Genomic DNA, 23,892 nt, shown 5'->3' on the forward strand with positions numbered 1-23,892 from the left:
GGTCCTGTCGATCCGCTGTCCGAAATATGGATGAAACTTCCGGCCGCAATACCGGAAGGGCCGGCTACGCGAACCGGTCCGCGAGCGCGGACAGCTTACTGACGTAAGCCGGCCAGTCGTAGCCGCTGGGGATGTTCGTGTTGTCCCGTCCCAGCCCGATCGCCGCGTCGTGCTGCTCGCGCATGATGTCGGCGTGACCGGCGTGCCGGGCCAGGTCGACGCAGACGTGCACGATGATCCGGTGCAACGTCACGTCCTGCCGGCCGGGCTGCCACCACGGCACCCGTCCCGGCGCGTCCAGCGGCAGCGTCTCGATCGTCTCGTCCGCGAACACAGCGACGCGGCGGTACAGGTCGATCAGCCCGTCCTTGGTCTCGTCCTCCCGGGCGTACCAGTCCGCCTGCGGGTCCGCGTCGAACGCGTCTGCCGGAACCAGCTCCCCGGGGGTGGGGAACTCGCGGCCGAACGTGGGCCCGAAGTAGCCGGCCTCGACGTTCAGACAGTGCTTGAGCAGGCCCAGGAAGTTGTTGCCGCTCGCGGTGCGCGGAAGCCGGGCGTCGCGTTCGCTCAGCCCTTCGAGCTTCCAGAGCAGGTCCTCCCGGATCCCGCGCAGGTATTCGTGCAGCGCGGCCTTGGGGTCGTTCGTTTCCGTCATGCCCGACACTCTCCCCTATGGGTCGGACATCGTGGGGGCGCCGTCAGCCGGTCTGGCTGCTGTCCTTGTGCGCGCCCCACCCGTGCCAGCGCTCGATCTCGATCCAGGCGCTGACGCGGGTGCGGTCCCGCCGGGGGTACGGCCGCCCGGTGTAGTGCTGCGAGATCCGGTCGATGTCCGCCAGGCCCTCGTCGTCGCGCAGCTCGGCGACCCGCCCGATCAGGCTGACGTGGGTGTACCAGCCCTCCTCGTCGAGCACGGTGAGGGTGACCCGGGGATCGTTGCGCAGGTGTTCCAGCCGGCGGCGGCCCTCGTCCATGTTCACCAGGACGCGGCCGTCCTCCCACAGGTACCAGGTGGCCGCCGACACCGGCTGGCCGTCGGCACGCAGCGTGGCGATGACGGGGGGGTTCGGCTTGCGCAGCATGGCGACGGCGGGCTCGGGAAGCGGCGGCTTCGACATGGCTCTCACTCTACGTACCCGCCGGGCCGGCCGCTGGTCATGCGGCGGGCACCGCCCGGACGGGCTCCCCGGCGGCGACGCCGGGGAGCCCGCCGCGTGCCGGTCAGGCGCGTACGCTCCACCGCTGGTTGGTGCCGCCGTGGCAGTCCCAGAGGTTGATCCTGGTCCCGTTGGCGGTGCCGTAGCCGGCCGCGTCCAGGCAGCGCCCGGACTGCACCCCGCTGATCGTGCCGTCGGCGTTGAGGTTCCACTGCTGGTTGGGCTGGCCGTTGCAGTCCCAGACGATCACGCTGGTGCCGTTCGCGGTGCCCCGCCCGCTGGCGTCCAGGCACTTGTCGCCCAGCACCTGCAACTGCTTGGCCGAGGTGTAGGTCCAGCGCTGCATCGTGCCGCCCCAGCAGTCGTACAGCTGCACCGCGGTGCCGTTCGTGGTGCTGCCGTTCGGCACGTCCAGGCACCGGCCCGAGCCGGCGCCGACGAGCTGCACGTTCTGGTACGTGCCACCGCTGCTGCCGGGGGTGCCGATGCTGCCGGACACCGACTGCAACGCGCGGTACCAGACCGCCGCCATCTTGTCGTAGCCGGTCGCGGTCGGGTGGATGCCGTCGATCAGGTCGGCGGTGGTCAGCGCCGAGTACTGGTCGACCAGGTGGACGCGCTTGCCGGCGTTCACCTTCGACTGCACGATCCCGGGCAGCGCGGCGTTGAACGTGCGCACCGCGGCCGCCTGGCCGGAGTTGGCGAGCGGGATGATCTGCGCGACGAACACGTCCGCGTTCGGGGCCGTGCCGGTGATGCGGTCGATGAGCGAGGAGAGCCGGTTCGGCGCGGTCGAGACGTTGTAGTTCTGCAGGATGTCGTTGGTGCCGATGTGCAGCAGCACGGTGCGCGGCTGGTAGGCGTTCAGCCAGCCGGTGATGTTGGCGTCGATCTGGTCGATGCGCCAGCCGGGGTGGCCCTCGTGGTCGTGGTCGCCGAGGTTGCCCGGCCCGTTGAACTGGGAGCCGACCAGGTCGACCCGGTAGCCGCCGCCGGCCAGCCGCTGCCACAGGCCGATCCGGTAGCCGCCCGGCACCTGGGTGCCCTCGGTGATGGAATCACCGAGCGGCATCACCCGGGTGCCGCCGTTGGACTCGGCGGCCGCCGGCCCGGCCGCCGTCAGCACCCCGGCGGCCAGCACGGCGAGCGCGGCGCCCGCGGTGAGCCATCTTCTCGCTCGGGTACGCATGACTGCTCCTCTCACGAGCCGGTGCAGGTAAGGGACGGCGTGGTGGGCGAACCGTTGGCGATGAAGCCGAACGTGGTGGAGCCGGACGCGGGCACCGAGCCGTTGTACGCGGCGTTGCTGACGGTCGCGGTGGACCCGCTGGTGCTCAGCGTGCCGCTCCAGACCTGGTTGATGCTCTGGCCGCTCGCGAGGTTCCACCGCACGGACCAGCCGTTGAGCGCCGCGGCGCCGGCCGTGACGGTCACCTCGGCCTGGAAGCCGCCGGACCAGGAGTTGGTGGTGCGGTAGGTGGCGGTGCAGGCGTCGCCGCTCGGCGGCGGCGTGGTGGGCGGCGGGGGAGAGGAGGGCGGCGGCGTGGTGGGTGCCGGGCTGCTGGGCGGCGGGCTGGTGGGCGGCGGGGTGCTGCCACCGGAGGTGAACCGCCAGTGGTCGATGTTGAACACCGAGCCGCTTCCGCCGGTGAACCGCAGGTAGAGGTCGTGGGTGCCGGTGGCGCCGCTGACCGCGCAGGTCGTGTCGGTCCAGGTCTGCCAGCCGCCGGTGCCGGACACCCGGCAGGTGCCCACCACCGGGCCGTTGGTCCCGTCCAGCCGCAGCTCGATGGTGCCGCCGCTGCCCGCGGAGGCCACCCGGGCGGTGTACGAGGTCGCGCCGGTCCCGAAGGCCACGCCCTTGATCTTCAGGTAGTCGCCGTTGTCGATGAAGCCGACGTTCATCCCGCCGCCGCTGGCCGGCTCGGTCTCCACGCCAGACGCCCAGGCGCTCGTCTCGGCCTCCTGCCGGACGTACGGGTTGAGCGTGCCGATCTGCGGCGCGCCGGTGGTGGTCATGTTGATCGTGGGGATCGAGCCGTCCGCACCGTAGGAGAACTTCTCCACCGCCACCGACCTGGTGAAACCGCCGCCGCCGGGCAACGCGCCGTTGTGGTAGAAGAAGTACGAGTTGCCCTTGAAGTCGATGATCCCGGGGTGGTTGGTGAAGCTGCTGCCCTGGGTCGGCATGATCGTCCCGCGGTACGTCCACGGGCCCAGCGGCCCGGGCGCGGTCGAGTAGGCGACGAACTCCGAGCAGCACTTGGCCGCGAACGCCATGTAGTAGAGGCCGTTGCGCTTGTACACCCACGGCCCCTCCTCGTAGAGGGTCGGCCGGTTCGCGTCACCGGTCCGCGCCCCGAAGCCCGCCGTGGTCAGCGGGATCTGTGTGGGGCTGCCGGAGTACGAGGTCATGTCCGCGTTCAGCTTCACGTACCACAGGCGCGGGTTGCCCCAGTACAGGTACGCCTGGCCGTCGTCGTCGATGAACACAGTCGGGTCGATCTCGCCGTTGCTCACCAGCGGGCGCCCGATGGCGTCGCGGAACGGCCCGGTGGGGCTGTCCGCCACCGCCACCCCGATGCCCATCTGGCCGGTCGCCCGCACGACCATCGGCACGTACCAGTAGAACTTGCCGTTGCGCTGGACCGCCTGCCCGGCCCACGCGTCCTGCTTGGCCCAGCTGAAGGTGGCCAGGCTCAACGGCGAACCGTGGTCGGTCCAGTTCACCATGTCGTCGGACGAGAAGACCCGCCACTCCTTCATGGTGAACCAGGTCGAGTTGTCCTCGTCGTGGCCGGTGTAGAGGTAGACGCGGCCGTCGTGGACCAGCGGGGCCGGGTCGGCCGTGTAGATCGTCTGCACGATCGGGTTGTCCGCCCGGGCGACGGTCGGGGTCAGCCCTCCGGCGATGGCCGGGGCCAGCCCCAGCAGGGCGAGCATGGTCACGGCCAGCGCGAGCCATCGTCTGGTCCGGCGGTCGGTTCTCCATAGCGTTGACGTCACAGGTCATCTCCCCGGTAGGCCGCGCCGCGGCGGATGGGTACGGTCGGCGAAGGTCGGGCCGTCACGCCCGGCTCCATTTCTGGCTGCTGCCGCCGGTGCAGGCGGACAGGACGATCGGGGTGCCGTTGCCGGTCCCGCCGCCGTTCGGGCTCAGGCACAGTCCGGACTGGACGCCGGTGATCGTGCCGTCGGAGTTGACGTTCCACTGCTGGTTGGTGCCGCCGTTGCAGTCCCAGATGATCACCCGGGTGCCGGACGAGCTGCCCTGGCCCTCGGCGTCGAGGCACTTGCTGCCGTACACCTGGAGCTGCCGGCCGGAGGTCGCGGTCCACTGCTGGTTCGCGCCGCCGTTGCACTCCCACAACGTCACCTGCGTGCCGTTGGTCTGGGACTGGTTCGGCACGTCGAGGCACCGGCTGGAGTTGGGGTTGAGCCACGCGCCGCTCGTACCGCCGGGGTTGCCGCCCGGGCCGGCGACCACCGACAGGTTGTCGAACTGGGCGGTCTCACCCTGGCTGGTGCCGAAGCCGACCTGGCCGGTGCCGAACGTGGAGTCGGTGACGGTGCCGACAGCCGTGCCGTCGATGCTCGCGGTGATGGTGGTGCCGGAGAAGCCGAGCGCGAGGCTGTGCCAGCGGTTGGTGCCCAGCGCCGCGACGTTCCCGCTGCGCAGCGTGGCGAGCTGCCCCGCGGTGTTGTTGCGCAGGATCGACCACGCGCCGGAGTCGGTGACCCGCAGGAAGTAGCCGTTGTACCGGCCGATCGGGTCCAGGTTGGTGGTGCCGACGCGGCCCTGGATCTGGGCGTAGCCGGACTGTTCGAGCAGGACGGCGGCGGAGACCGTGTAGTTGCCCCAGCTCAGGTTCCCGCCGTAGGTGGCCGGGTCGGCGAGCGTCTTCCAGGTGATGGGCGCCTGCGCGGACATCTGACGCAGGCACATGCCGGCCCGGCCGGCGCCGCAGCCGACGATCTCGAACGCGCCCTGCATGTCCTGGAGGTACTTCGGTATCCGCCCGCTGGCGTAGCTGTCGAAGTCGTCGCGGTACGGCAGGCTCAGCGAACCCTGCGCCGGGCTGGTCGCGGTGCCCTTGCCCTGCCCGGTGGTCGTGGTGACGGTGTAGAGGTGACCGGGCTGGACGGTGAGCGAGAACGAACCGCCCGACGGGGTGATGTCCGCGCCACGGACGAAGAAGTCGTTCGGGTTCGTCGAGTTCAGGTTCGTGGACCAGACGCGCACCTGCCCGGTGGACAGCCCGCCGGTGACGTTCATGGTGACCTGCTGGGCCGCTGTGGCGTCCATGGTCTCGATGACCGTGCTGTAGTCGCCGGTGGTGGGCGAGCGCAGCGACACGTAGCTGCCGTTGTTGCGGTTGCCGCCCAGGTAGCCCGAGGACGAGTCCAGATAGCGCCAGCCCGGCGCGGTGAACTGCGTGGTGTGCGCCAGCGCCCAGGTGTTCTTGCCGACCGAGTACCATCCGGACCAGGGCTGGTTGGCCAGGATCAGCCCGACCGTGGACCAGGGCAGGTTCGGGGTGATGGCGGCGATCAGGTCCCAGTTGAGGTAGGCGACCATCCGGCCGTCGATGTAGCCGCGGTTGATGCCGCGCGCCAGCGGCTTGGCGCCGTCGTTGTAGTCCTGCGAGCCGCCCTCGCTGTTCCACAGCGTCTTGCCGGTGGAGGTGGCTGTCGACGAGACGGTGCAGGTGGTCTGCGCGCTGAGGTAGCCGCACGGGTAGTGGCCGCTGAGCACGTCGATGCTGTTGCGCAACGTGGTGTTGCTGGCCACGGCGTTGGCCGGGCCCCAGCTGCCGGGGTAGTCGTCCCCGTAGATGATCTTCACGCCGCCGTAGCCGTTGGCGTTCAGCGCCTGACGCAGGCTGATGGTCCAGTTCGCGTCGGTCCGCTTCTCGTTCTGTGCGGCGGTGATGTAGTCCATGGTGAGGTTGTGCTGCCGCGCGCAGCCCAGCCAGTCCACGAAGTAGTTGATCATGTCTTGGGACATGAAGTTGCCGTTGCCGATCCACCCGGGGGCACCCCAGGGCAACGCCGCCAGCTTGATGGCGGGGTTGCGGGCCTTGGCCTGCTCCATGATCCACCACTGGTAGCCGCGGTTGCAGTTCAGGTCGCCCCGGACGTGCTCGTGGCTCGGCTCCGAGCCGCTGGTGGAGTTGGTGTCGCCGCCCATCTCGACCTTGAGGATCTGCAGGGCGGCGCCGTAGCCGGGCTTGAACAGGTAGTCCAGGATCTGCCCGCGCTGCGGCTCCGGATAGTCGATCAGCAGCCGGCTGTTGCCGCCGCCGCCGCTGACCGCACCCACCCCGTCGAACGTCTGGCCGGCGGAGGCGCCGTTGACGGTGATCGAGGTGGCGGCCTGTGCGGGGCTCGCGGCGAGCGTCAGGCCGCCGCCGGTGGCGGCCAGGGCGAGAGCCAGGGCGGAAATGACGAGACGCGACGGCCCGGATCGGGCGGACCGGGGACGGGGGATCACCATGACGGCTCCTCGGGTACGCGCGGGCGCCCGACCGTACGGACGGTGCCTAGCGAGTTGTGGGTGGCCGTCGGTGTACACGCTAACAGTGACGGTGCAACGGCTCCGAGGTGTCGGTGGCGGTGCTCGGCGGAGTCGCAAATGTTAGCGCAAACATCGACCAGTGTTAATTAGAGCACATCCCGCCGCCCGGCGGGACATCGGTTGTTCCGGCCGGTGCCGGGCCGGGGCGGCGCATGCCACCCACGGCCCGGCTCCCCGTGCGGGGACCGGCGGTCCGGCGAGAGGTCAGGGACTGGTGCAGCTGACACCGCTGGGCGCGGTGGCCCCGTTTCCGGTGGCGGTGAACCCGAACGTCGTCGAGCCGTTCGCGCCCACCGTGCCGTTGTAGTCGGCGTTGCGGACCGACACCGAGCCGGTGGTGCCCGTGTTGACGCCGTTCCAGAGGCTGCTGATCGCCTGGCCGGAGGCCAGGGTCAGGCGTACGGTCCAGCCGTTGAGCGTGGTCGCGCCGTTGTTGGCCACCGTCACCTCGGCCTGGAAGCCACCGGGCCAGGTGTTCACGGTCCGGTAGGTGGCGGTGCACGCGCCCGGCTCACCGGTCGGCGGCGGGGTCGTGGGGGGCGGGGTGGTCGGCGGCGGCGTGGTGGGCGGCGGGGTCGTGGGCGGCGGGGTCGTGGGCGGCGCGGTGGTCGGCGGCGGCGTGGTGGACGCGAACTGGCTGAAGAACCGCCAGATCTCCCCCGACGTCCAGGTCCGGGAGTCGTTCGGGCTGGACGACCCGTCGACCGGGCTGGGGGTGTGGTCGCCGTCGAACGCGGCCCACTGCACCGGGTAGCCCTCGCGGCAGCCGGAGTACGTGGTGGTGATGTGGGTGAGGCTGCCCCGGCTCGGCTCGCGCGGGCTCTGCGCGGTGCAGCCGTTGTTGCGGACGAACGTGTCGCGCAGCGACCGGCCCATGGAGATGTTCAGCACGCTGTCGTAGGTGCCGTGGATGCCGAAGTATGCGACCGGCTGGGTGCCGCCGTTGCAGCCGCTGAGGTTGGCGCCGGAGATGACGGTGACCGCGCGGACGATCGTGGGCCGGGCGCAGGCCACCGCGTAGCTCATCGCCCCGCCGTAGCTCCAGCCGAGCGCGAACCGCTGGCTGGTGTCGACGCAGAGGTCGTTCTCGACCTGCCGGGAGATGTCGTCGAACAGCGTCAGGTCCCGGCCGTTGGTGTTGGCCCAGCCGTTGTCGATGCCCTGCGGCGCGACGAAGATCGTGCTGTTGTTCGACAGCGGCAGCAGCCCGTAGTAGCCGGCCGAGGCGACGTTGTTCGCCGAGCCGTTCAGCCAGTGGAACCCGAAGATCAGCCGGTACGGGCGGTTGCGGTCGTACCCGTCCGGGATGCGCAGGATGTAGCTGCGGTTCTGGCCGCCGCTGGAGATGGTGCGCGTCCCGCTGGACAGCGTGGGCGCCTTGCCGCAGCCGGCGGTCGCGGCGAGTGTGCCGTTTGTCGACGCCTGCGCCGTCTCGCCGAGGCCGGCGCTGAGCGCGCCGCCGGCCGCCGCCGCGAGGAGCACGGCCGCGGCGGCGACGGATGAGAGGAGGGATGTTCGTTTCGCCATTGCTGGACTCCTTGCCCTGGGTGGCGGTGCAGGCCGGACCGTCCGTCGATGCCGACGTCGCCTGCGAAGAGGGCGCGGAGCCGCGCGTGCGGCCGGGGCCGAAGTCGTCCGTTGGCCGCCTGCGTCGGCGTGCATCGGCGGAGCGGCCCGGACTGGTCACCGGCCGGCGGGGCGGCGAGGAAGGTGCCTCGGGTCGCCTTGCCGGTTGCGGGGGTGACGGGGAGCGTGCCCTTCGCTCCCGTGCCGGAACATAGCAGGTTATCGATAACACATTCAACCGCGAGCGCCGGAACGGGCGGCGGGAGCCCGTTCCGGCGCTGGTCGCCGCGGCGTCGTCGGCCGGGGGGAACTCCGGCCTGTTAGCGATAACAGGTGGCCGGCCGGATCCGCCTCAGACCGCGCGGGCGAGGACGTCGTGAGCGGCCCGGGCCACCGCGGCGTCGATCATCCGGCCGTCCGCCGTGACGGCCACACCGTGCCCGTGCCCGGTGACCGCGGCGAGACGCGCCACCACGTCCCGCGCGTCGGCCACCTCCTCGGCGGACGGCGTGAACACCTCGTTGATCACCGCCGCCTGCGCGGGATGGATCGCGGTTCGGGCCCGGAAGCCCTGCCGCAGCAGCATCCGGGTGCTCCGGTCGAGGCGCTCGGTGTCGCGTACCGCCGTCTCGACCGGACCCACCGGCGCCACCAGCCCGGCCGCCGCCGAGTGGAGCACCACCGCGGTGCGCAGCGGCCACAGCTCCTCCTTGTCCGGCCCGGGCCGCAGGCCCAGCTCGGCGGCGAGGTCCGCCTCGCCGAGGCCCAGCCGCAGGACCCGCGGCGCGGCGGCCACCCGGTCCAGGGTGAGCACGCCGCGCGCGGTCTCCAGCAGGGGCAGCACCCGCAGCGTGCCGGGCGGCAGCCCGCACGCCGACTCGGCCCGGGTCAACGCCTCGGCCACCTCGTCGAGCAGCTCCGGCTCGGCCTTGGGCACCACGACGCCGCGCAGGGCCGGGCCCGCCACCGCCGCCACGTCCTCGGTGGCCGAGTCGGCGTTGATCCGCACCCACCAGTCACCGTCCGGTCGTGGCGGGTCGGCCAGGAACGCGGCCACGTTGTCCCGGGCCGCGGACTTGGCGGCCGGTGGGACCGCGTCCTCCAGGTCGCAGATCACGGCGTCCGCGTCGGCCGTGGCGGCCTTGGCGAGCTTCCTCGGCTCGTTGCCGGGCGCGTACAGGTAGCTGCGCGGCGTACGGGTCACGCCGGCCGGGCCAGGTAGCGCCCGCGGGGCGTGCCGACCACGGCACCCGCCTCCAGGATCCGCTCGCCGCGCAGGAACGTGTCGGTGACCCGGGCGCTCAGCTCGAAGCCCTCGAACGGGGTGTACTCCTGCACCGACTCCGAGTCGACGGCCCGCACCGTCCAGGTGTGGTCGTCGTCGACCAGGCAGAAGTCGGCGTCGAAGCCCTCGGCGATGTCGCCCTTGGTCCGCAGCCCGAAGCGCCGGGCCGGGTTCCACGCGGTCATCTCGGCGATCCGGTGGTACGGTAGGCCCCGGCGGTTGCCCTCGGAGATCAGGCCGGGCAGCAGGTACTCGGCGCCGCCGAAGCCCGACTTCGCCACGAACACGTCGTCCCGGGGCTCACCGAACTTCACCTCGTCCCGGCAGCAGGCGTGGTCGCTGACCACCCAGTCGATCTTGCCGTCCAGGACGTACTCCCAGAGCGCCTCGACGTCCTCACGCGGCCGGATCGGCGGGTTCACCTTGGCGCCCAGGTTCGCGGTGTCGATGTCGGCGAGCAGGTGCCCGACAGTGACCTCGCGGCGGAAGTCGATGTGGGGGAACGCCTGCGACATCCGCAGGGCGGCGTCGACCGCCTTGCGGGACGTCAGGTGCAGCAGGTTGATCGTCGGCAGGCCGGTCTCGTGGGCCAGGTACGAGGCGATGCTGACGGCCAGGCCCTCGGAGTGCGGCGGCCGGGAGGCGTGGTACGCGGCCAGCCCGGACAGCGTCCCCTCCTCCTCCACCATCCGGGTGTACGCGTTCATGATTTCGGCGGTCTCACAGTGCAGTGACAGCGAGATCTCGTCGGCCAGCTCGGGGAACCGCTCCCGGGCCGCCTGCACGCCGCGCATGACGAACTCGAAGTGCGCGTAGTCGTACCGCTCGTTCTCCGGGATCATCAGGAAGCTGCTCTGGTCGGACGACCGGCCGTGCAGGCCGTGGCTGCCGTAGAACATGAACACCTTGAACGAGGTGACCCCGTGCCGCTCGACCAGGTCGGGGATCTCGCCGATGTGCTGCTTCGACATCGGTGCGAGGTGGAAGGCGTAGTCCACGTGCGACCGTTCGGCGGTGGCGGCGAGCACCTCGGGGAAGAAGTCGGCGTACGCGCCACCCCGGTTCAGGTAGTACTGCCCGGTGCGCATGTAGGTGATGGCGGAGGTCACCCCGCCCTGGGCGCAGGCCCGGCTCTCCGAGGCGGCGTCCTGGTCCAGCGGGTTGTAGATCCCCCAGTGCTGGTGCGCGTCGACCACGCCGGGGAAGGCGAGCCTGCCGCCGCCGTCGACGAGGGTCCGGGCCAGCGCCGGGTCGATGCCGGCGGCGACCTGCACGACCCGGCCGTCGCGGACGGCGATGTCCACCTGCCGCGGCTGCGTCCACTCGTGCCGTACCACGCGGACGTTCGTCACAAGGGTGTCAAAGGACGTCATGGGTTCCTCCGTGAGGGTGGTGAGCCGGCCTCCAGGCGAGCCAGGGTCCGGGGGATCTCGTCGATTGAGTCGAGGCCGTCGAGGCGCAGTACCAGGTCCTCGACCCGGCGCGCGGCCTCGTCGGTGAGCCGGCCGGCGACGTTCTCCCGGAACTTCACCGCGAGTTCCTCGTCGCTGAGCGGACGCTGCGGGCCGCCGCGGTTGGCCAGCACCTCCTCGGTCCACTCCCGGCCGTCGTCGGTGTGGACCGTCACGATCGCCGGGAACTGGTTGGGAAAGATCGAGTCGCAGCGGCCGTCGGGGAGCATGTCCACGGTGGCCATCAGCGCGCGGCGGCGGGGATCGCGGGCCAGTTCGTCGGTGTAGTCGGTCAGCCCGACGCCGAGCCCGGAGCCGCCGAGCAGGCCCGCGACGACCGCGTACGGCCCGGAGAACTGCGCCTGGTAGCCGGTCTCCGGCGCCCGCTTGACCTCGATCGGCTGGCCGATCGTGCGGATCACCGCGGCCGGCACCCGCAACTCGATGCGGCTGATCCGGTCCAGCGGCACACCGCGCTCGCGCAGCCGCAGCCCGGCGTCGATCGCGGCGTGGGTGAAGTGGTTGGCCGGGTACGGCTTGAAGAAGATCCCCGGCACCGACCAGTCCTCGCCCAGCCCGCCGGTCACCTGATCCAGGTCCACCTCGTCGCGCAGGAAGGCGCGGAAGAAGCCGAACCTGCCCTCCAGAACGGTCGGCGGGCCGGTGAAACCGCGTTTGACGAGCTGCGCGGCGGTGACCGCCGAGTGCGCCGCCCATCCGCAGTGCAGTCGCTTCACGGTGCCGCCGGTGCGGTTGGCCTCGATGATGCCGGCGGAGAAGGAGGCGGTGACGCCGAGGGCGTTGGCGACGCCCTCGGCGCCGAGGCCGAACAGCAGCGCCGCCGAGGCGGCGCCGCCCATCGCCCCGCAGATCGACGTGGCGTGCTGTCCGTGCTCGAAGAAGACCGAGTTGCCCAGCTTGCGGTCGTACCCGGCCATGCCGAGACGGACGGCGACCTCCAGGCCGACCGCGACGGCGGCCGTCAACTGCCCCCCGCCGGCGCCCGCCGCCTGGGCGGCGGCCAGTGCGGCCGGCACCACGCCCGCGCTGGGGTGCAGCACCGAGGGCAGGTGCGTGTCGTCGTAGTCGAGGGAGTGGGCGAGCACCCCGTTGGCGAACGCGGCCTGCGCGGCCGGCACCGCCTCGGGCAGGCCGACGGCGTGCGCCTCGGGCCGGCCGCCCTGGTCGGCCACGAAGCCGACCGCCGCGGTGCTCGTCGACAGCCGGTACGCGGCGACGCAGAGGCCCAGCACGTCGAGCACCCGCTGGCGGACGCTGTGCCGTACGTCGTCGGGCAGGCCGGTGTGCGTGGTGGCTGCGGCGAACGCGGCGAGCCGCTCGGCCAGCGTGAGCTCAGCCATGCCCGACCACCGCCAGCGGACGCACCGGCGAGCCGGTCGCGCCGAACAGCGGCAGCGGCGCCAGGATCAGGGTGAACTCGTGCACTCCGGCGGCGGCGAGTTCCTCCAGCGCCATCGCCTCGATGATGTAGATCCCGCGTTCCACCAGGAGCACCCGGTGCGCCGGCAGCACGCTGTGCGCCGCACCCGGGCGCAGGCGCTCGAAGGCGATGGTGTCCGCCCCGACGGCGTGCACCGCGCGGTCGGCGAGCCACACCGCCCCGGCCTCGCCGACGCCCGGCACCCCGGACTCCAGGCCCATGTAGACGTTGCGGTCCTCGTGCTCGAAGAACCGGCCCCAGCCGCTGCGCACCAGGACGACGTCGTCCGCGCCGACGGGAGTGTCCTGCGCCGCCTCGGTGGCCGCGAGGTCGTCCGGCGTGATCTCGTAACCGGCCGGGCAGCCGTCGCCGGCGCCGATCGCGCGGGGCACGTCGAGCAGCACGCCACGGCGCACCATCGGCGCGATGGTGTGCGCGCCCAGCTCCACGTACCGGCCGCCCCGGCCCGCCTCGGCCGCGTCCGCCCCGCCGTGGAGCAGGCCGCGGTGCGAGACGTGGGCGAGCGCGTCGATGTGCGTGCCCACGTGCGTACCCATGGTGATCATGTCGTTCGCCGCGGAGCCGCCGTCGGAGCGGACCATGTCCCCGTGCCGGCGGGGCAGGGAGTGCCAGTAGGCGGGGTGGTTGGGGGACTGGGGCATGCCGACGGAGAGCCGGCGGCCGAGGTCGTAGACGGTCACTCCGCCACGGACGGCCGCGAGCAGCGGGTCGGCGACGGTGGCTCGGGTTGGGGGTGTCACGGGTTCCTCACTCTTTCGGAATCGGTCGACCGACCACGGGGGCGGTCAGGCGACGACCTTGCGCGCGCGCAGCTCGGCCAGGACCTCGGGGGCGCAGCCCAGCTCGGTGCCGAGCAGCTCGTCGGTGTCGGCGCCCAGGGCACGCCCGGTGAACCGGATCCGGCCCGGCGTGTCCGACATCCGCCACATCACGTTGTGCATGCGCATCGGGCCGAGGTCGTCGTCCTGCACCGTCGTGATCATCTCGGTGGCCCGGACGTGCTCGTCCTCCACCAGATCCCGCGCGTCGTAGACGGGGCCGACGGCCGCGCCGGCCGCGCTGAACTCCCGCAGCACCTCGTCGCGGGTCCGTTCGGCGATCCAGCCGCCCACGTACGCGTCGAGGAGGTCGGCGTGCGCGGCCCGCTCCCGGCCGGAGCGGAACCACGGCTCGTCGACGACCTCGGGGTGACCGACCAGACGCAGGACCCGCTCGGCGATCGCCTGTGCACTGGTGGACACGGCGACCCAGCGCCCGTCCCGGGTGCGGTAGGTGTTGCGCGGGGCGTTGTTCGTCGAACGGTTGCCGTGCCGCTGGCCGACGACGCCGAGCTGGTCGTACGTGATCGGCCCGGGGCCGACGGCGGCCATGATGGGTTCCAGCAGGCTCAGGTCGACGACCTGGCCCCGGCCGCCCCGGGCGTCGCGGGCGTAGAGGGCCATCACCGCGGCCGACGACGCGGCGATGCCGCAGATGCTGTCGGCCAGGCCGAACGCGGGCAGCGTCGGCGGGCCGTCCGCCTCGCCGGTCAGGTGGGCGAACCCGCTCATCGCCTCGGCCAGCGTGCCGAAGCCGGGGCGGGCGGCGTAGGGGCCGGTCTGACCGAAGCCGGTGATCCGGACGATCACCAGCCCGGGGTTGACCTCGTGCAACCGGTCCGGGCCGACGCCCCACCGCTCCAGCGTGCCGGGGCGGAAGTTCTCCACCACGACGTCGGCGGTGGCGGCGAGCCGGAGGAAGAGGTCGGCGCCGTCGGGATCGGAGAGGCTGAGCCCGACGGTCCGCTTGTTGCGCGAGATCTCCTTCCACCACAGCGGCACGCCGTCCTTGGCCTCGCCGTGGCCGCGCATGCTGTCCCCGGCGACGGGGTGCTCGATCTTGACGACGTCGGCGCCGTAGTCGCCGAGCAGCTGGCAGCAGAGCGGCCCGGCCAGAATGGTCGAGACGTCCAGCACCCGGATGCCGTGCAGCGGGCCGTGCCCGTCCGCCCGGTTCTCCCGTTCGGTCACCGCTGGTACCTCCTTACTCGTACGGTCCCGGTCATCCCGTCCACATCCCGCCGTTGACGTCGACGGTGGCGCCGTTGACGTAGCTGGCTCGTTCCCCGAGCAGGAACGCGATCGTCTCCGCGACCTCCGCCGGCTCGGCGGGCCGGCGCAGCGGCACCTGGCCGACCAGGTCCGACAGCTCCCGGGCGGACAGGCGCTCGGTCATCACCGACCGGACCGGTCCGGGCGCCACCGCGTTGGCGCGGACGCCCCGGCCGCCGAACTCCTTGGCGATGTTGCGGGTCAGCGCCAGCACACCGGCCTTCGCCGCCGCGTAGGCCGGCCCGGACAGCGCGTTTCCGCCGTGCCGGCCGTTCACCGAGCTCATCAGCACAATCGCGCCGGCACCGGCCGCGAGCATGGCCGGCAGCACCGCCCGGACCACCACGTAGGCGCTGGTCAGGCTGTCGTCCAGCACCTGCCGCCACTGCTCGGGCGAGACGTCGAGCAGCCCGCCGTGCCCGACCGACCCGGCCAGGTGCGCCACCCGGGTCGGCGCCTCGGGCAACGCGTCCAGGAACCGGCGGACCTGGCGCGGGTCGGCGGCGTCCACGCCGTCGGCCCGGTCCAGCACGTGGACCGTCTCCCCGTCGCGGCGCAGGGCGTCGACCACGGCGGCGCCGATCGCCCCACGTCCGCCGACCACCAGCGAGGTCATGAGCGGCGGGTCCGGGTGTTGACGCCGGCCAGCTCGCCGGTGGGGGTGATGCGGCCGGACTCCACGGCGGCCAGCCACTGGTCGGTGGCCCAGAGCAGCGCGTTGGCGCCGCGCGGCAGCAGCAGGTAGCTGATCGCCTCGGCGACGTCCCGCTCCTGCACCCCGGCGGCGTACAGCCGGTCGAGGTGGTGCAGGAACGCCTCCTCCTGTTGGTGCACCGCGTGCACCACCACGGCGATCAGGTCGGCCTCGCGGCCGGACAGGTCCGGGGCGGCGGCGGCGAGCAGGGCGTGGTAGCAGGCGAAGCCGTCCATCGGCAGCGTGGCCGACCAGGACCGCGCGGCGAAGAAGATCGGCCGCCACGCGGCCGCGGCCCCGGCCACCGCCGTCGCCTGCGCCATCTCGTCGGTGGTCAGCCCCGCGGCGTACCCACGCTCGACGTGCAGCGTGCCCACCGCCTCCTCGTCGGCGACGAGCAGACCGACCCAGATCAGCTCCCGCTCGCGGGCCGACAGGTGCCGTTCGTCGAGGGTGAACCGGCGGTAGAGCCGGGTGTACGCCTCCAGGAAGCCGGGCTCCGTGCGGGCGTACACCTCGTGGTACGACAGCAGGTAGCCGCGCTCGGCCCGGATCGCGGCGAGCTGGCCGGGCTCGCTCATCGCTGCGACGGCCCCAGGCTCGGGGTCAACGAGGCGTCGCGGTCGTAGAAGGCGGGGATGAGACTGCCCAGGTCGTGGCCCGGCAGCGGGTCGCGGTAGTCGGTGCTGCCGAAGTCGTTCTTGCGGATCAGGGAGAGGTTGCCGGTGCGGCTGTAGAGCGGGCCGTGCCAGGTCTGCGGGCTGCGGAAGAAGTAGCCGCCGGGCTTGACCACGCCGCGGCGTCCCAGCATCAGGTCCCCGGCGATCTTGAAGGACTCCTCGTAGACCGGGTGCTTCTCCTCGTTGATCGCCGTGTATCCGGGCAGCATCCCGACCAGGAAGACGATGCCGGCCTCGTCGCGGCGCAGCCACCGGATCCGCACGTCGGCCGGCTGCGCCTCTGCGCCGCGCCAGCCCATCGACACCCACTCGTCGCGGGTCTCGTGCAGCACGGTGAGCGTTCCCGAACCCGGTCCGGCGGCGAAGTCCGGCGTGCTGTGCGGGCCGAAGTACAGCACCGTCTCACCGACGCCGGGCACCCAGTCGAGCTCGGTCATCGCCTGGGCGTGCAGGTAGGTACCCGGTGCGTACGGCTCGTCGTTGACGGTGCCCCGGCCGGCGATCACGAAGATGTCGGCCTGGGCGCTGAGCACGCCCTGCTGCCGGTTGGCGAAGGCGAGCAGCTCGGTGCGGGCGCCGTCCTCCTCGTCGACCGAGAAGGTCTTGCGCAGGCCGCCGCCGTGGCCGGAGCCGAACTGACCGCCCGGGACCGGGGCCCAGGGCAGGTCTTGGGTCGCGATGAAGTCGACGTCAGGGCGATTCCACATGTCAGTCTGCACACCTTTGCCTCGGGGTTCCTGGGTGCCCATCCGAGATAAGGATTGTTCCTCTGAAACAAACGGTGGTTTCCCAGGCGGAACAAGGTGGATACTGTCGTGCCACAGCCCGGCCTGTCAACGGGTCGGGCCAAGTCTCGGAATGTTTAGCGAACTGGAAGGCGGTGGCTGTCATGGGCGACGAGCCGAATCGGATCGACGTGTCGGCGGGCGGTAACGGCGGTGGTGGGGTCGCGGCGCTGGTGCCGCCGGAGAACCCGACGGTGGCGACCGAGCTGCGCGCCCTGCTGCCGAGTGCGGTGGATGTCCGGATCGCGCCGCTGCCGCAGATCCCGGGCACGTTGAAGGAGCGGCTGCTCGGCTACAACGACGCGCTCACCCCCGCGACGAGCACACTGCTCCCGGCCCGGCCCGAGGTCACCTACTTCGCCTGCACCGGCTCGTCCTACCTGGTGGGAACGGACGGCGACGCGCGGCTGCACGAGGCGATCGACGCGGCGGGCGCCGGGCAGGGGCTGACCGCGGCCCGGGCGATCCTGGAGACGCTCGCCGAACTCGGCCGCACGCGGGTGCTGGTGGTCTCGCCGTACCCGGACTGGCTCACCGACCTGGCGGTCGCGTACTGGGCCTCCGCCGGGCTTACCGTGGCCGGCGTGGAGAAGGCCCCGGCGCCGAACGGCATCTACGCGATCACCCCCGCCGAGGTCACCGCCCTGCTGCGTGAGCTGCGCCCCGACCCGGACACGGTGGTGCTGCTCAGCGGCACCGGCATGCCCACGGTCGAGGCCGTGGCGGCGGTCGGCGGCGAGCTCGGCGTACCGGTGCTCTCCTCGTCGGTGGCCGCGGCGTATCGCGCACTGCACCGCCTCGGTCAGCCGGAGGCGTCGTCGTCGTGCCTGGTCAACGACCTGGTCGGCCGCTGGCGGTGAGCGGGCCGGACGTTTTGTCTCGGCTGCTGTTCCACCCTTGACGGGCCTCGGGACGAGCCATTAGCGTCCCGGCATACACAGCGGACCGGCGTTCCACTCAGGCGAACGAATCCGCCTCACCACTAAACCTACGCCCCGGCACCGGGCCGCCAGGAGGTGACAGACGATGCACGGCTGGCGAGCCCGAATCGGCTTGATCGTCCCGCACGTCAACATGACGATGGAGCCGGAGATCTACTCCGTTCTGCCCCGCGGCGCGTCGGCACACGCGGCCCGGATGGTGATTCCCCGGCTCGATCCGGCCGGTCTTGTCACCATGGCCGACGACGCCCTGCGCGCCGCGGAGCAGTTGTCCGAACTCGACGCCGATGTGGTGATCTTCGGCTGCACATCCGGCAGCTTCGTCGGCGGTCACGAGTACGAGACCGACCTGGTCGGGCGGATCGCCGAGCGCGCCGGCTGCCCGGCGTTGTCCACGTCGGGCGCCGGTGTGCAGGCGCTGCGCGCGCTGGGCGTCACCCGGGTCGCCGTCGCTACCCCCTACGACGACACCATCAACGGGCGGCTGCGCGAGTTCTTCACCGGACACGGTCTCGACGTGGTCAACCTGGTCGGTCTCGGCCTGCGGGAGCGCGTCGCGCACTTCCCGCTCGCCCGCACACCGGTCTCGGCCATCGCGCAGCAGTCCGAGGAGGTCGTCTACCGACTCGCTCGTGCCGCCGCCCACCCGGACGCCGAGGCGCTGTTCATCAGTTGCACGAACCTCTCCACCCTCGGCGTGGTCGCCGAGTTGGAGAACGACCTTTCCATCCCCGTGGTCACGGCCAACCAGGCCAGTATCTGGGCCGCCTTCCGGGCGGCCGGTCTCGGCGACTCGCCGGCGGCATTCGGCACCCTCGGCCGGCACTGAGCGCCCACCCCGTCTCTCTTACTCGTCCCCCGGGAGTAACCATGTCTTCTCTGTCCCGTCGCAACCTGCTCCGGCTCGGCACCCTGGCCGGCGCCGGTGGCCTGCTGGCCGCGTGTTCCCGCCCGGAGGGCGCCCCGGCGGCCTCCACCGGCGGCGGCAACTCCGGCGGCCCGTACACCACCATCCGGTCGACCGCGACCTCCTACATCTGGGCCCCGTTCCTCGTCGCCGAGAAGAAGGGCTACTTCGCCGAGGAAGGGCTGCAGCAGAACGGCAAGGTGGCCGGTCAGGGCGTGGTGGCGAACATTGTGCTCGCCGGTGACGCCGAGTTCGTCGTCGGCTCGCCGATGGACACCATGAAGTCCACCGCGGTGGGCCAGCCGCTGATCAGCTTCTGCGGCATGGTGACCACCCTGGCCACGAACATCGTGGTCAGCGCCGAGTCGTTCGAGAAGGCCGGCCTGACCGACTCGAGCACACCCGAGCAGCGGGGCGCGGCCATGCGCGGCATGCGGCTGGCCTCCACCGGTGTCGCCGGCACCCCGGACCTGCTTATCCGCTACGTCTCTAGCAACCTGGGCAAGCTCGACCCGAACAAGGACCTGCAGATCGTGCCGATCCAGGGCGGCGGCTCGGCGATGCTCGCGGCGGTGAAGAACAAGCAGATCGACGGTATGGCGATCTCGTCGCCGATCTCCGACCAGGCGATCTCCGACCTGGGCATGAAGTACCTCTACGACATGTCCAGGGACCCGGTCCAGCCGCTGGTGGGCTTCCCCTACATCATGGCCTCCTGCAAGAAGGACTTCCTGGAGAAGAACCCCGAGGCCATCGCCTCGTACTGCCGGGCGATCCAGCGGTCGCTGAACTTCATCCAGGCGGAGAAGGACGAGTTCCGCGACCTGCTCGCCGGCATCTTCACCGACATCAAGCCCGAGGTCTTCAAGACGGCGTTCGAGTCGAACTACCCGATCTACGGCAAGAGCATCGTCCCGACCCCGAAGCAGTACGAGCAGGCCAAGGAGTTCGTGGTCACCGCCTTCGAGATCAACGGCAGCGTCACCGAGGCGGCCGCGGCCAAGAAGATCGGCTTCGACGACACCTGGAACGCCTCCATCGCCCAGCAGGCGTTCGACAAGGTCGGCACGTCCTACTGATCTGCCCCGCCCATATCGCCGGCCGGACCGGCTCCTCGACGTTGGGAAGACGATCGTGAACACGACTTCGGTACCAGGGGTGAGCTCCACCCACATCAAGAACTTCGGAGACCTCAAGGCAGCCGCCCGCAGCGGGGCGCGCCAGGCCGTCTGGGACTTCCTGGAGGGCGGCGCGGGCGCCGAGCGCAGCGTCGCCGCCAACCTGGACGAGTTCGAACGCTGGACGTTCCGGCCCCGGATCCTCACCGGCAGCAAGCCGCCGTCACTGGAGACGACGTACCTGGGCTGGCCGCTGAAGATGCCGGTGGCCACCGCGCCGTTCGGCGCGGACGGGCTGTTCCACCCGGACGGCCAGCTCGCCGTGGCCGGCGCTGCGCAGGACGTCGGCGCGCTGGCCCTGGCGCCGCACGTCTCCACCCACCCGCTGGAGAGGATCCGCGAGGTGGCGCCCGAGTCGGCGCTGATGTTCCAGCTCCACCCGGTCGGCAACCTGGTCAACTTCCGGCGGCTGGTCCGCCGGGCCGAGTCGGCCGGATACCGCGGCCTGGTGATCACCGCCGACTGCCCGACCGCCGGTTACCGCGACCGCAACCTCGCCAACCAGTTCGTCTACGAGGACGTCATGCGCGGCAACTACCAGGGCGAGACGAACCACGCCGAGGAGATGTTCGGCGAGTTCCGCGCCATGAGCCAGCCGGTGTGGACGTTCGACTACCTGGCCGAGGCGCTCAGCGAGACCTCCCTGCCAGTGGTGATCAAGGGCGTGATGACCGGCGAGGACGCGGTGCTCTCCGCCGACATGGGCGCGGCGGGCGTGATCGTCAGCAACCACGGCGGGCGTCAGCTCGACTGCACCCCGGCCACGCTCCGGCAACTGCCCGAGGTGGTGGAGGCGGTCGGCGGCCGGATCAGCGTCGCCATCGACGGCGGCATCCGGCGCGGCACCGACGTGCTGAAGGCGCTCGCCCTCGGCGCCGACCTGGTGGTGGTGGGCCGGCTCGCGGCGATGGGGTTGTGCGCCGGCGGCCGCGACGGCGTACGGCGGGCCCTGGAGATGGTCGCGGCGGAGATGGTCAAGTCGCTGGCCCTGCTCGGGCGATCGAGTCTGGCCGAGGTCGACCGATCCATGCTCCAGCCGGCCTGACAGCGATACGGGAGAAGTCGGATGCCTACTGAGAAAACGGGGACCGCCCGCAACGCCGTCGTGTCGGCGCAGGGCGTGTCCATGACCTACCACGGACGCCGTGGCCCGGTGAACGCCCTTTCCCGCGTGGACTTCAACCTCTGGGAGGGTGAGTTCGTCGCGCTGCTGGGCCCGTCCGGCTGCGGCAAGTCGACGCTGCTCAACATGGTCTCCGGGCTGATCACGCCGACCAGTGGGTCGCTGACCTACCGTGGCACGCCGATCGACGGCCCGAACACCAGCATCGGTTACATGACCCAGCGGGACTCGATCCTGCCCTGGCGTACGGTCTCCGAGAACATCGAGCTGCCGCTCCAGATCCGCCGGGTTCCGGCCCGGGAGCGCCGCGAGAAGGTCGCCACCTACATCGAGATGGTGGGCCTCAAGGGATTCGAGAACACGTACCCGGCCGGCCTGTCCGGCGGCATGCGCAAGCGGGTGGGCCTGGCCCAGGCGCTGGTGTACGAGCCGGAGACGCTCCTGCTCGACGAGCCGTTCGGCGCGCTCGACGCGATCCTGCGCCTGCGCATGCAGGCCGAGTTGCTCTCGCTGATGGAGAAGCTCGGCGCGGCGGTGCTGTTCGTGACCCACGACATGGACGAGGCGATCACGCTGGCCGACCGGGTCGTGGTGATGAGCGCCCGCCCGGCCCGCATCGTCGACGTGATCGAGGTCGACCTGCCCCGCCCGCGGGACCTGGAGCAGCTTCAGTTCACCGCGGAGTACCAGGAGGTACGCCGCCGGGTCTGGCACAACCTCGGGCGGGAGATCCACGCCGGCGAGAAGGAGATGGCGAAGCCATGAGTGACACCGAGACGGTCAGCCGCAGCGCGGTCACCGCGCCGGCCGCCGGGCCGGCCGCCGCCAAGCCGCCCCGCAAGCTCAATCCGAAGATCAAGATCGCGCTCGGGCAGATCGCCGTGGTGGTCGTCTGGCTCGGTTCGTGGCAGTGGATGTCCGGCCGGCTGATCGACCCGTTCTTCACCAGCTCGCCCAGCGCGATCGGGCAGCAGTTGCTGGAGTGGTTCCGTACCGGATCGATCTGGCCGCACCTGCTGATCACGTTGCAGGAGTTCGGCGCGGGCCTGGCGATCGGCAGTGTGGCCGGCGTACTCGTCGGCTTCACCCTGGGGCGGTTGCCGACCACCGCGGCGGTGCTCAACCCGTTCGTCACAGTCGTCTACAGCATGCCGAAGCTCGCCCTGGCCCCGCTGTTCGTGCTCTGGTTCGGCATCGGGTTCGGCTCGAAGATCGTCCTGGTCGGACTGATCTCGTTCTTCCTGGTCTTCTACAACACGTTCACCGGCGCGCGTGACGTCGACCCGCTGTTCATCGACTCCCTGCGGATCATGGGCGCGAACCGCCTGACCATCTACCGCCGGGTCGTCATGCCGTCGGCCGCGGTGTGGGTGATGACCGGTCTGCGCATCGCCGTGCCGCAGGCCGTCATCGGCGCGGTCGTCGGTGAGCTGATCTCGTCCAACCAGGGCGTGGGCTACGTCATCGCCAACGCCGCCGCCTTCTTCAACACCACCGGCGTGCTGGCCGGCGTCGCGCTCGTGGCATGCGTCTCGGTCATCCTCTCCCAACTGATCATCGTGTTGGAGCGCTGGGCGACCCGCTGGAAGCAGGGCTGAGATGAACCCGACCGCCGCGCTGGCACGCTGGGCAGCCGACCTGCGGTACGACGACCTCTCCGCCGACGTGGTCGGGCGGGTACGCGGGCTGTTGCTCGACCACCTGGGCGTGGCGGTGCTCGGCAGCACCCGCGACCACCACCGGCGCTGGGTCTCCACCGAACTGCGCATGGGCGGCGGTGAGCCGGGCCTGAGCACCGTCGTCGGCACCGCCCTGCGCGTGGCACCCGACCGGGCGGCGTTCCTCAACGGCGTCGCGGGCTCGTCCGGTCCCAACCTCGACGACGTCTGGCACGGCTCGCTCGGGCATCCGGGCGTCGGCACGTTCCCGGCGCTGCTGGCGCGCGGGGAGGAGGTACGTGCCTCCGGCCCGGCGCTGATCGAGGCGGCGGTGGTCGGATACGAGGTCACCATGCGGATCGGCACCGCTCTCGGCCGGTCGGCGTTCGACCGGGGCTGGCATCCGCGGGGCGGGTGCAACACGGCGGCCGCCGCCGTGGCGAGCCTGAAGGTGGGCGGCGAGCAGCGGGTTGAGGTCTACCAGGCGGCGATCGGCCTTGCCGTCAACGCGGCGGCGGGCGTGGTCGGCGCGTCGTACTTCTCCGACGCCTGGTACGCCCTGTCCGGCCAGGCGTCGCGGGAGGGACTGCTCGCCGGCCTCGCCGCGCGCGCCGGCCTGAGCGCCACCGACGAGCCGCTGGCGGCCGACCGAGGCTATCTGGCCGCCGCCTCCGACCAGGTCGACCTCGACAGCCTCACCGAGGGCCTGGGTGGCGAGCCGATGCTGATGCGGGCGGGCCAGAAGCTGTACCCTTCCTCCGGCGCGACGCACGCCGCGCTGGAGGCGGCGGTGGCCGCCCGTGCCGAACTGGGCTGCGACGCCGCCGAGATCGTGGAGATCAACGGCTGGGGCTTCCGCGAGATGGTCGACGTGCTCGGCCGGGCCCATCCGGCGACGGCGCTGGCCGCGAGCATGAGCACTCCGTACGTGGTCGCCTGTGGCGTCCGCGACGGGAGCTTCGACCTGTCCCATCTGGATCCGGGCCGGATCGCGGACCCGGAGCTCGCGCGCCTGCAGTCGGTGACCAGGCTGGCCGTGGACGACCGGCTCGACCGGTTGCCGCCCCGGCACCTGGGCGCCCGGATCCAGTTGGTGGCCCGGGACGGCCGGCAGGCGACCGCCGAGGTGCTCGCCGCGAGCGGGCACGCGGGCAATCCCCTCGGCTTCGACCGGGTCGCGGGCAAGGTGCGGCGGCTGCTGGCCGGCCGGTGGCCGGAGGCCTCTGTGGAACGGCTGGTAGACGGTGCGGCCGCGCTGCCGACGACGGATTGCGAGACGCTGATGCGAGCGGTCCGGCTCGGCGGTTAACGTGTCCGCGGCATTCTCCGGCACCATA

21 protein-coding genes are annotated in these 23,892 nt (G+C 71.6%); 7 read left to right on the forward strand and 14 right to left on the reverse strand.

All coding sequences use genetic code 11. From position 1 onward, the window contains the following. Positions 1-64: 64 nt before the first annotated feature. The 14 genes from Q3W68_RS13845 to Q3W68_RS13910 form a co-directional block, all read right to left on the reverse strand. The gene (locus Q3W68_RS13845) at positions 65-655 is read right to left on the reverse strand and encodes a DinB family protein (RefSeq protein ID WP_302905804.1); all 591 of its coding nucleotides are present in this window, start codon (positions 653-655) and stop codon (positions 65-67) included. 43 nt (positions 656-698) lie between these two features. Then, the gene (locus Q3W68_RS13850) at positions 699-1,118 is read right to left on the reverse strand and encodes a PPOX class F420-dependent oxidoreductase (protein ID WP_302905805.1); all 420 of its coding nucleotides are present in this window, start codon (positions 1,116-1,118) and stop codon (positions 699-701) included. 103 nt (positions 1,119-1,221) lie between these two features. Next, on the reverse strand, positions 1,222-2,346 hold the full coding sequence (locus Q3W68_RS13855; protein WP_302905806.1) for an RICIN domain-containing protein: 1,125 nt from the start codon (positions 2,344-2,346) through the stop codon (positions 1,222-1,224). Between the two features lie 11 nt (positions 2,347-2,357). After that, positions 2,358-4,100 carry a family 43 glycosylhydrolase gene (locus tag Q3W68_RS13860; RefSeq protein WP_302906184.1) on the reverse strand — a complete coding sequence of 581 codons (1,743 nt, stop codon included), beginning with the start codon at positions 4,098-4,100 and terminating at the stop codon, positions 2,358-2,360. Between the two features lie 124 nt (positions 4,101-4,224). Then, on the reverse strand, positions 4,225-6,654 hold the full coding sequence (locus Q3W68_RS13865) for a ricin-type beta-trefoil lectin domain protein (RefSeq protein ID WP_302905807.1): 2,430 nt from the start codon (positions 6,652-6,654) through the stop codon (positions 4,225-4,227). A 285-nt stretch (positions 6,655-6,939) separates the two neighbouring features. Beyond that, on the reverse strand, positions 6,940-8,262 hold the full coding sequence (locus tag Q3W68_RS13870; protein WP_302905808.1) for a cellulose binding domain-containing protein: 1,323 nt from the start codon (positions 8,260-8,262) through the stop codon (positions 6,940-6,942). Between the two features lie 391 nt (positions 8,263-8,653). Then, the gene (locus Q3W68_RS13875; protein WP_302905809.1) at positions 8,654-9,505 is read right to left on the reverse strand and encodes a CoA ester lyase; all 852 of its coding nucleotides are present in this window, start codon (positions 9,503-9,505) and stop codon (positions 8,654-8,656) included. Next, entirely contained in the window at positions 9,502-10,959 is a 1,458-nt protein-coding gene (locus Q3W68_RS13880) for a dihydroorotase family protein (RefSeq protein ID WP_302905810.1), read from the reverse strand. Before Q3W68_RS13880 ends, Q3W68_RS13875 begins: the two co-directional genes overlap by 4 nt. Beyond that, positions 10,956-12,398, reverse strand: a complete 1,443-nt coding sequence (locus Q3W68_RS13885; protein ID WP_302905811.1) for an MmgE/PrpD family protein — start codon at positions 12,396-12,398, stop codon at positions 10,956-10,958. The genes Q3W68_RS13880 and Q3W68_RS13885 overlap by 4 nt, the downstream gene beginning before the upstream one ends. Continuing rightward, positions 12,391-13,239, reverse strand: coding sequence for a cyclase family protein (locus Q3W68_RS13890; RefSeq protein ID WP_302905812.1), 849 nt, complete (start codon positions 13,237-13,239; stop codon positions 12,391-12,393). Before Q3W68_RS13890 ends, Q3W68_RS13885 begins: the two co-directional genes overlap by 8 nt. A gap of 45 nt (positions 13,240-13,284) precedes the next feature. Next, on the reverse strand, positions 13,285-14,508 hold the full coding sequence (locus tag Q3W68_RS13895; protein WP_302905813.1) for a CaiB/BaiF CoA-transferase family protein: 1,224 nt from the start codon (positions 14,506-14,508) through the stop codon (positions 13,285-13,287). A gap of 31 nt (positions 14,509-14,539) precedes the next feature. Beyond that, the gene (locus Q3W68_RS13900; protein WP_302905814.1) at positions 14,540-15,205 is read right to left on the reverse strand and encodes an SDR family NAD(P)-dependent oxidoreductase; all 666 of its coding nucleotides are present in this window, start codon (positions 15,203-15,205) and stop codon (positions 14,540-14,542) included. Beyond that, positions 15,202-15,864 carry a carboxymuconolactone decarboxylase family protein gene (locus Q3W68_RS13905; RefSeq protein WP_302905815.1) on the reverse strand — a complete coding sequence of 221 codons (663 nt, stop codon included), beginning with the start codon at positions 15,862-15,864 and terminating at the stop codon, positions 15,202-15,204. Before Q3W68_RS13905 ends, Q3W68_RS13900 begins: the two co-directional genes overlap by 4 nt. Then, positions 15,861-16,670 carry a hypothetical protein gene (locus tag Q3W68_RS13910; protein ID WP_302905816.1) on the reverse strand — a complete coding sequence of 270 codons (810 nt, stop codon included), beginning with the start codon at positions 16,668-16,670 and terminating at the stop codon, positions 15,861-15,863. The genes Q3W68_RS13905 and Q3W68_RS13910 overlap by 4 nt, the downstream gene beginning before the upstream one ends. A gap of 182 nt (positions 16,671-16,852) precedes the next feature. On the opposite strand from Q3W68_RS13910, the gene Q3W68_RS13915 reads away from it, so the two are divergent. The 7 genes from Q3W68_RS13915 (at position 16,853) to Q3W68_RS13945 (ending at position 23,864) form a co-directional block, all read left to right on the forward strand. After that, on the forward strand, positions 16,853-17,608 hold the full coding sequence (locus Q3W68_RS13915) for a hypothetical protein (protein ID WP_302905817.1): 756 nt from the start codon (positions 16,853-16,855) through the stop codon (positions 17,606-17,608). Positions 17,609-17,774: 166 nt separating this feature from the next. Next, positions 17,775-18,518, forward strand: a complete 744-nt coding sequence (locus tag Q3W68_RS13920; RefSeq protein WP_302905818.1) for an aspartate/glutamate racemase family protein — start codon at positions 17,775-17,777, stop codon at positions 18,516-18,518. Positions 18,519-18,559: 41 nt separating this feature from the next. Further along, positions 18,560-19,675 carry an ABC transporter substrate-binding protein gene (locus Q3W68_RS13925; protein ID WP_302905819.1) on the forward strand — a complete coding sequence of 372 codons (1,116 nt, stop codon included), beginning with the start codon at positions 18,560-18,562 and terminating at the stop codon, positions 19,673-19,675. Positions 19,676-19,754: 79 nt separating this feature from the next. Next, the gene (locus tag Q3W68_RS13930) at positions 19,755-20,819 is read left to right on the forward strand and encodes an alpha-hydroxy acid oxidase (protein ID WP_302905820.1); all 1,065 of its coding nucleotides are present in this window, start codon (positions 19,755-19,757) and stop codon (positions 20,817-20,819) included. A gap of 21 nt (positions 20,820-20,840) precedes the next feature. Continuing rightward, complete coding sequence (locus Q3W68_RS13935; protein WP_302905821.1) at positions 20,841-21,662, forward strand: ABC transporter ATP-binding protein; 822 nt, start codon at positions 20,841-20,843, stop codon at positions 21,660-21,662. Beyond that, on the forward strand, positions 21,659-22,495 hold the full coding sequence (locus Q3W68_RS13940) for an ABC transporter permease (protein WP_302905822.1): 837 nt from the start codon (positions 21,659-21,661) through the stop codon (positions 22,493-22,495). Before Q3W68_RS13935 ends, Q3W68_RS13940 begins: the two co-directional genes overlap by 4 nt. A gap of 1 nt (position 22,496) precedes the next feature. Next, positions 22,497-23,864 carry an MmgE/PrpD family protein gene (locus tag Q3W68_RS13945; protein ID WP_302905823.1) on the forward strand — a complete coding sequence of 456 codons (1,368 nt, stop codon included), beginning with the start codon at positions 22,497-22,499 and terminating at the stop codon, positions 23,862-23,864. Positions 23,865-23,892: the final 28 nt, after the last annotated feature.

The sequence above is a fragment of the Micromonospora sp. C28ISP2-4 genome (genome assembly GCF_030519385.1).
GTDB classification, from domain to species: Bacteria; Actinomycetota; Actinomycetes; order Mycobacteriales; family Micromonosporaceae; genus Micromonospora; species Micromonospora tulbaghiae.

Bases quoted from the DNA above. Each gene is read 5' to 3' on its own strand.
- Q3W68_RS13845 (WP_302905804.1), bottom strand. From the start codon at position 655: ATGACGGAAACGAACGACCCCAAGGCCGCGCTGCACGAATACCTGCGC.
- Q3W68_RS13850 (WP_302905805.1), bottom strand. From the start codon at position 1,118: ATGTCGAAGCCGCCGCTTCCCGAGCCCGCCGTCGCCATGCTGCGCAAG.
- Q3W68_RS13855 (WP_302905806.1), bottom strand. From the start codon at position 2,346: ATGCGTACCCGAGCGAGAAGATGGCTCACCGCGGGCGCCGCGCTCGCC.
- Q3W68_RS13860 (WP_302906184.1), bottom strand. From the start codon at position 4,100: ATGCTCGCCCTGCTGGGGCTGGCCCCGGCCATCGCCGGAGGGCTGACC.
- Q3W68_RS13865 (WP_302905807.1), bottom strand. From the start codon at position 6,654: ATGGTGATCCCCCGTCCCCGGTCCGCCCGATCCGGGCCGTCGCGTCTC.
- Q3W68_RS13870 (WP_302905808.1), bottom strand. From the start codon at position 8,262: ATGGCGAAACGAACATCCCTCCTCTCATCCGTCGCCGCCGCGGCCGTG.
- Q3W68_RS13880 (WP_302905810.1), bottom strand. From the start codon at position 10,959: ATGACGTCCTTTGACACCCTTGTGACGAACGTCCGCGTGGTACGGCAC.
- Q3W68_RS13885 (WP_302905811.1), bottom strand. From the start codon at position 12,398: ATGGCTGAGCTCACGCTGGCCGAGCGGCTCGCCGCGTTCGCCGCAGCC.
- Q3W68_RS13900 (WP_302905814.1), bottom strand. From the start codon at position 15,205: ATGACCTCGCTGGTGGTCGGCGGACGTGGGGCGATCGGCGCCGCCGTG.
- Q3W68_RS13905 (WP_302905815.1), bottom strand. From the start codon at position 15,864: ATGAGCGAGCCCGGCCAGCTCGCCGCGATCCGGGCCGAGCGCGGCTAC.
- Q3W68_RS13910 (WP_302905816.1), bottom strand. From the start codon at position 16,670: ATGTGGAATCGCCCTGACGTCGACTTCATCGCGACCCAAGACCTGCCC.
- Q3W68_RS13915 (WP_302905817.1), top strand. From the start codon at position 16,853: ATGGGCGACGAGCCGAATCGGATCGACGTGTCGGCGGGCGGTAACGGC.
- Q3W68_RS13920 (WP_302905818.1), top strand. From the start codon at position 17,775: ATGCACGGCTGGCGAGCCCGAATCGGCTTGATCGTCCCGCACGTCAAC.
- Q3W68_RS13925 (WP_302905819.1), top strand. From the start codon at position 18,560: ATGTCTTCTCTGTCCCGTCGCAACCTGCTCCGGCTCGGCACCCTGGCC.
- Q3W68_RS13935 (WP_302905821.1), top strand. From the start codon at position 20,841: ATGCCTACTGAGAAAACGGGGACCGCCCGCAACGCCGTCGTGTCGGCG.
- Q3W68_RS13940 (WP_302905822.1), top strand. From the start codon at position 21,659: ATGAGTGACACCGAGACGGTCAGCCGCAGCGCGGTCACCGCGCCGGCC.
- Q3W68_RS13945 (WP_302905823.1), top strand. From the start codon at position 22,497: ATGAACCCGACCGCCGCGCTGGCACGCTGGGCAGCCGACCTGCGGTAC.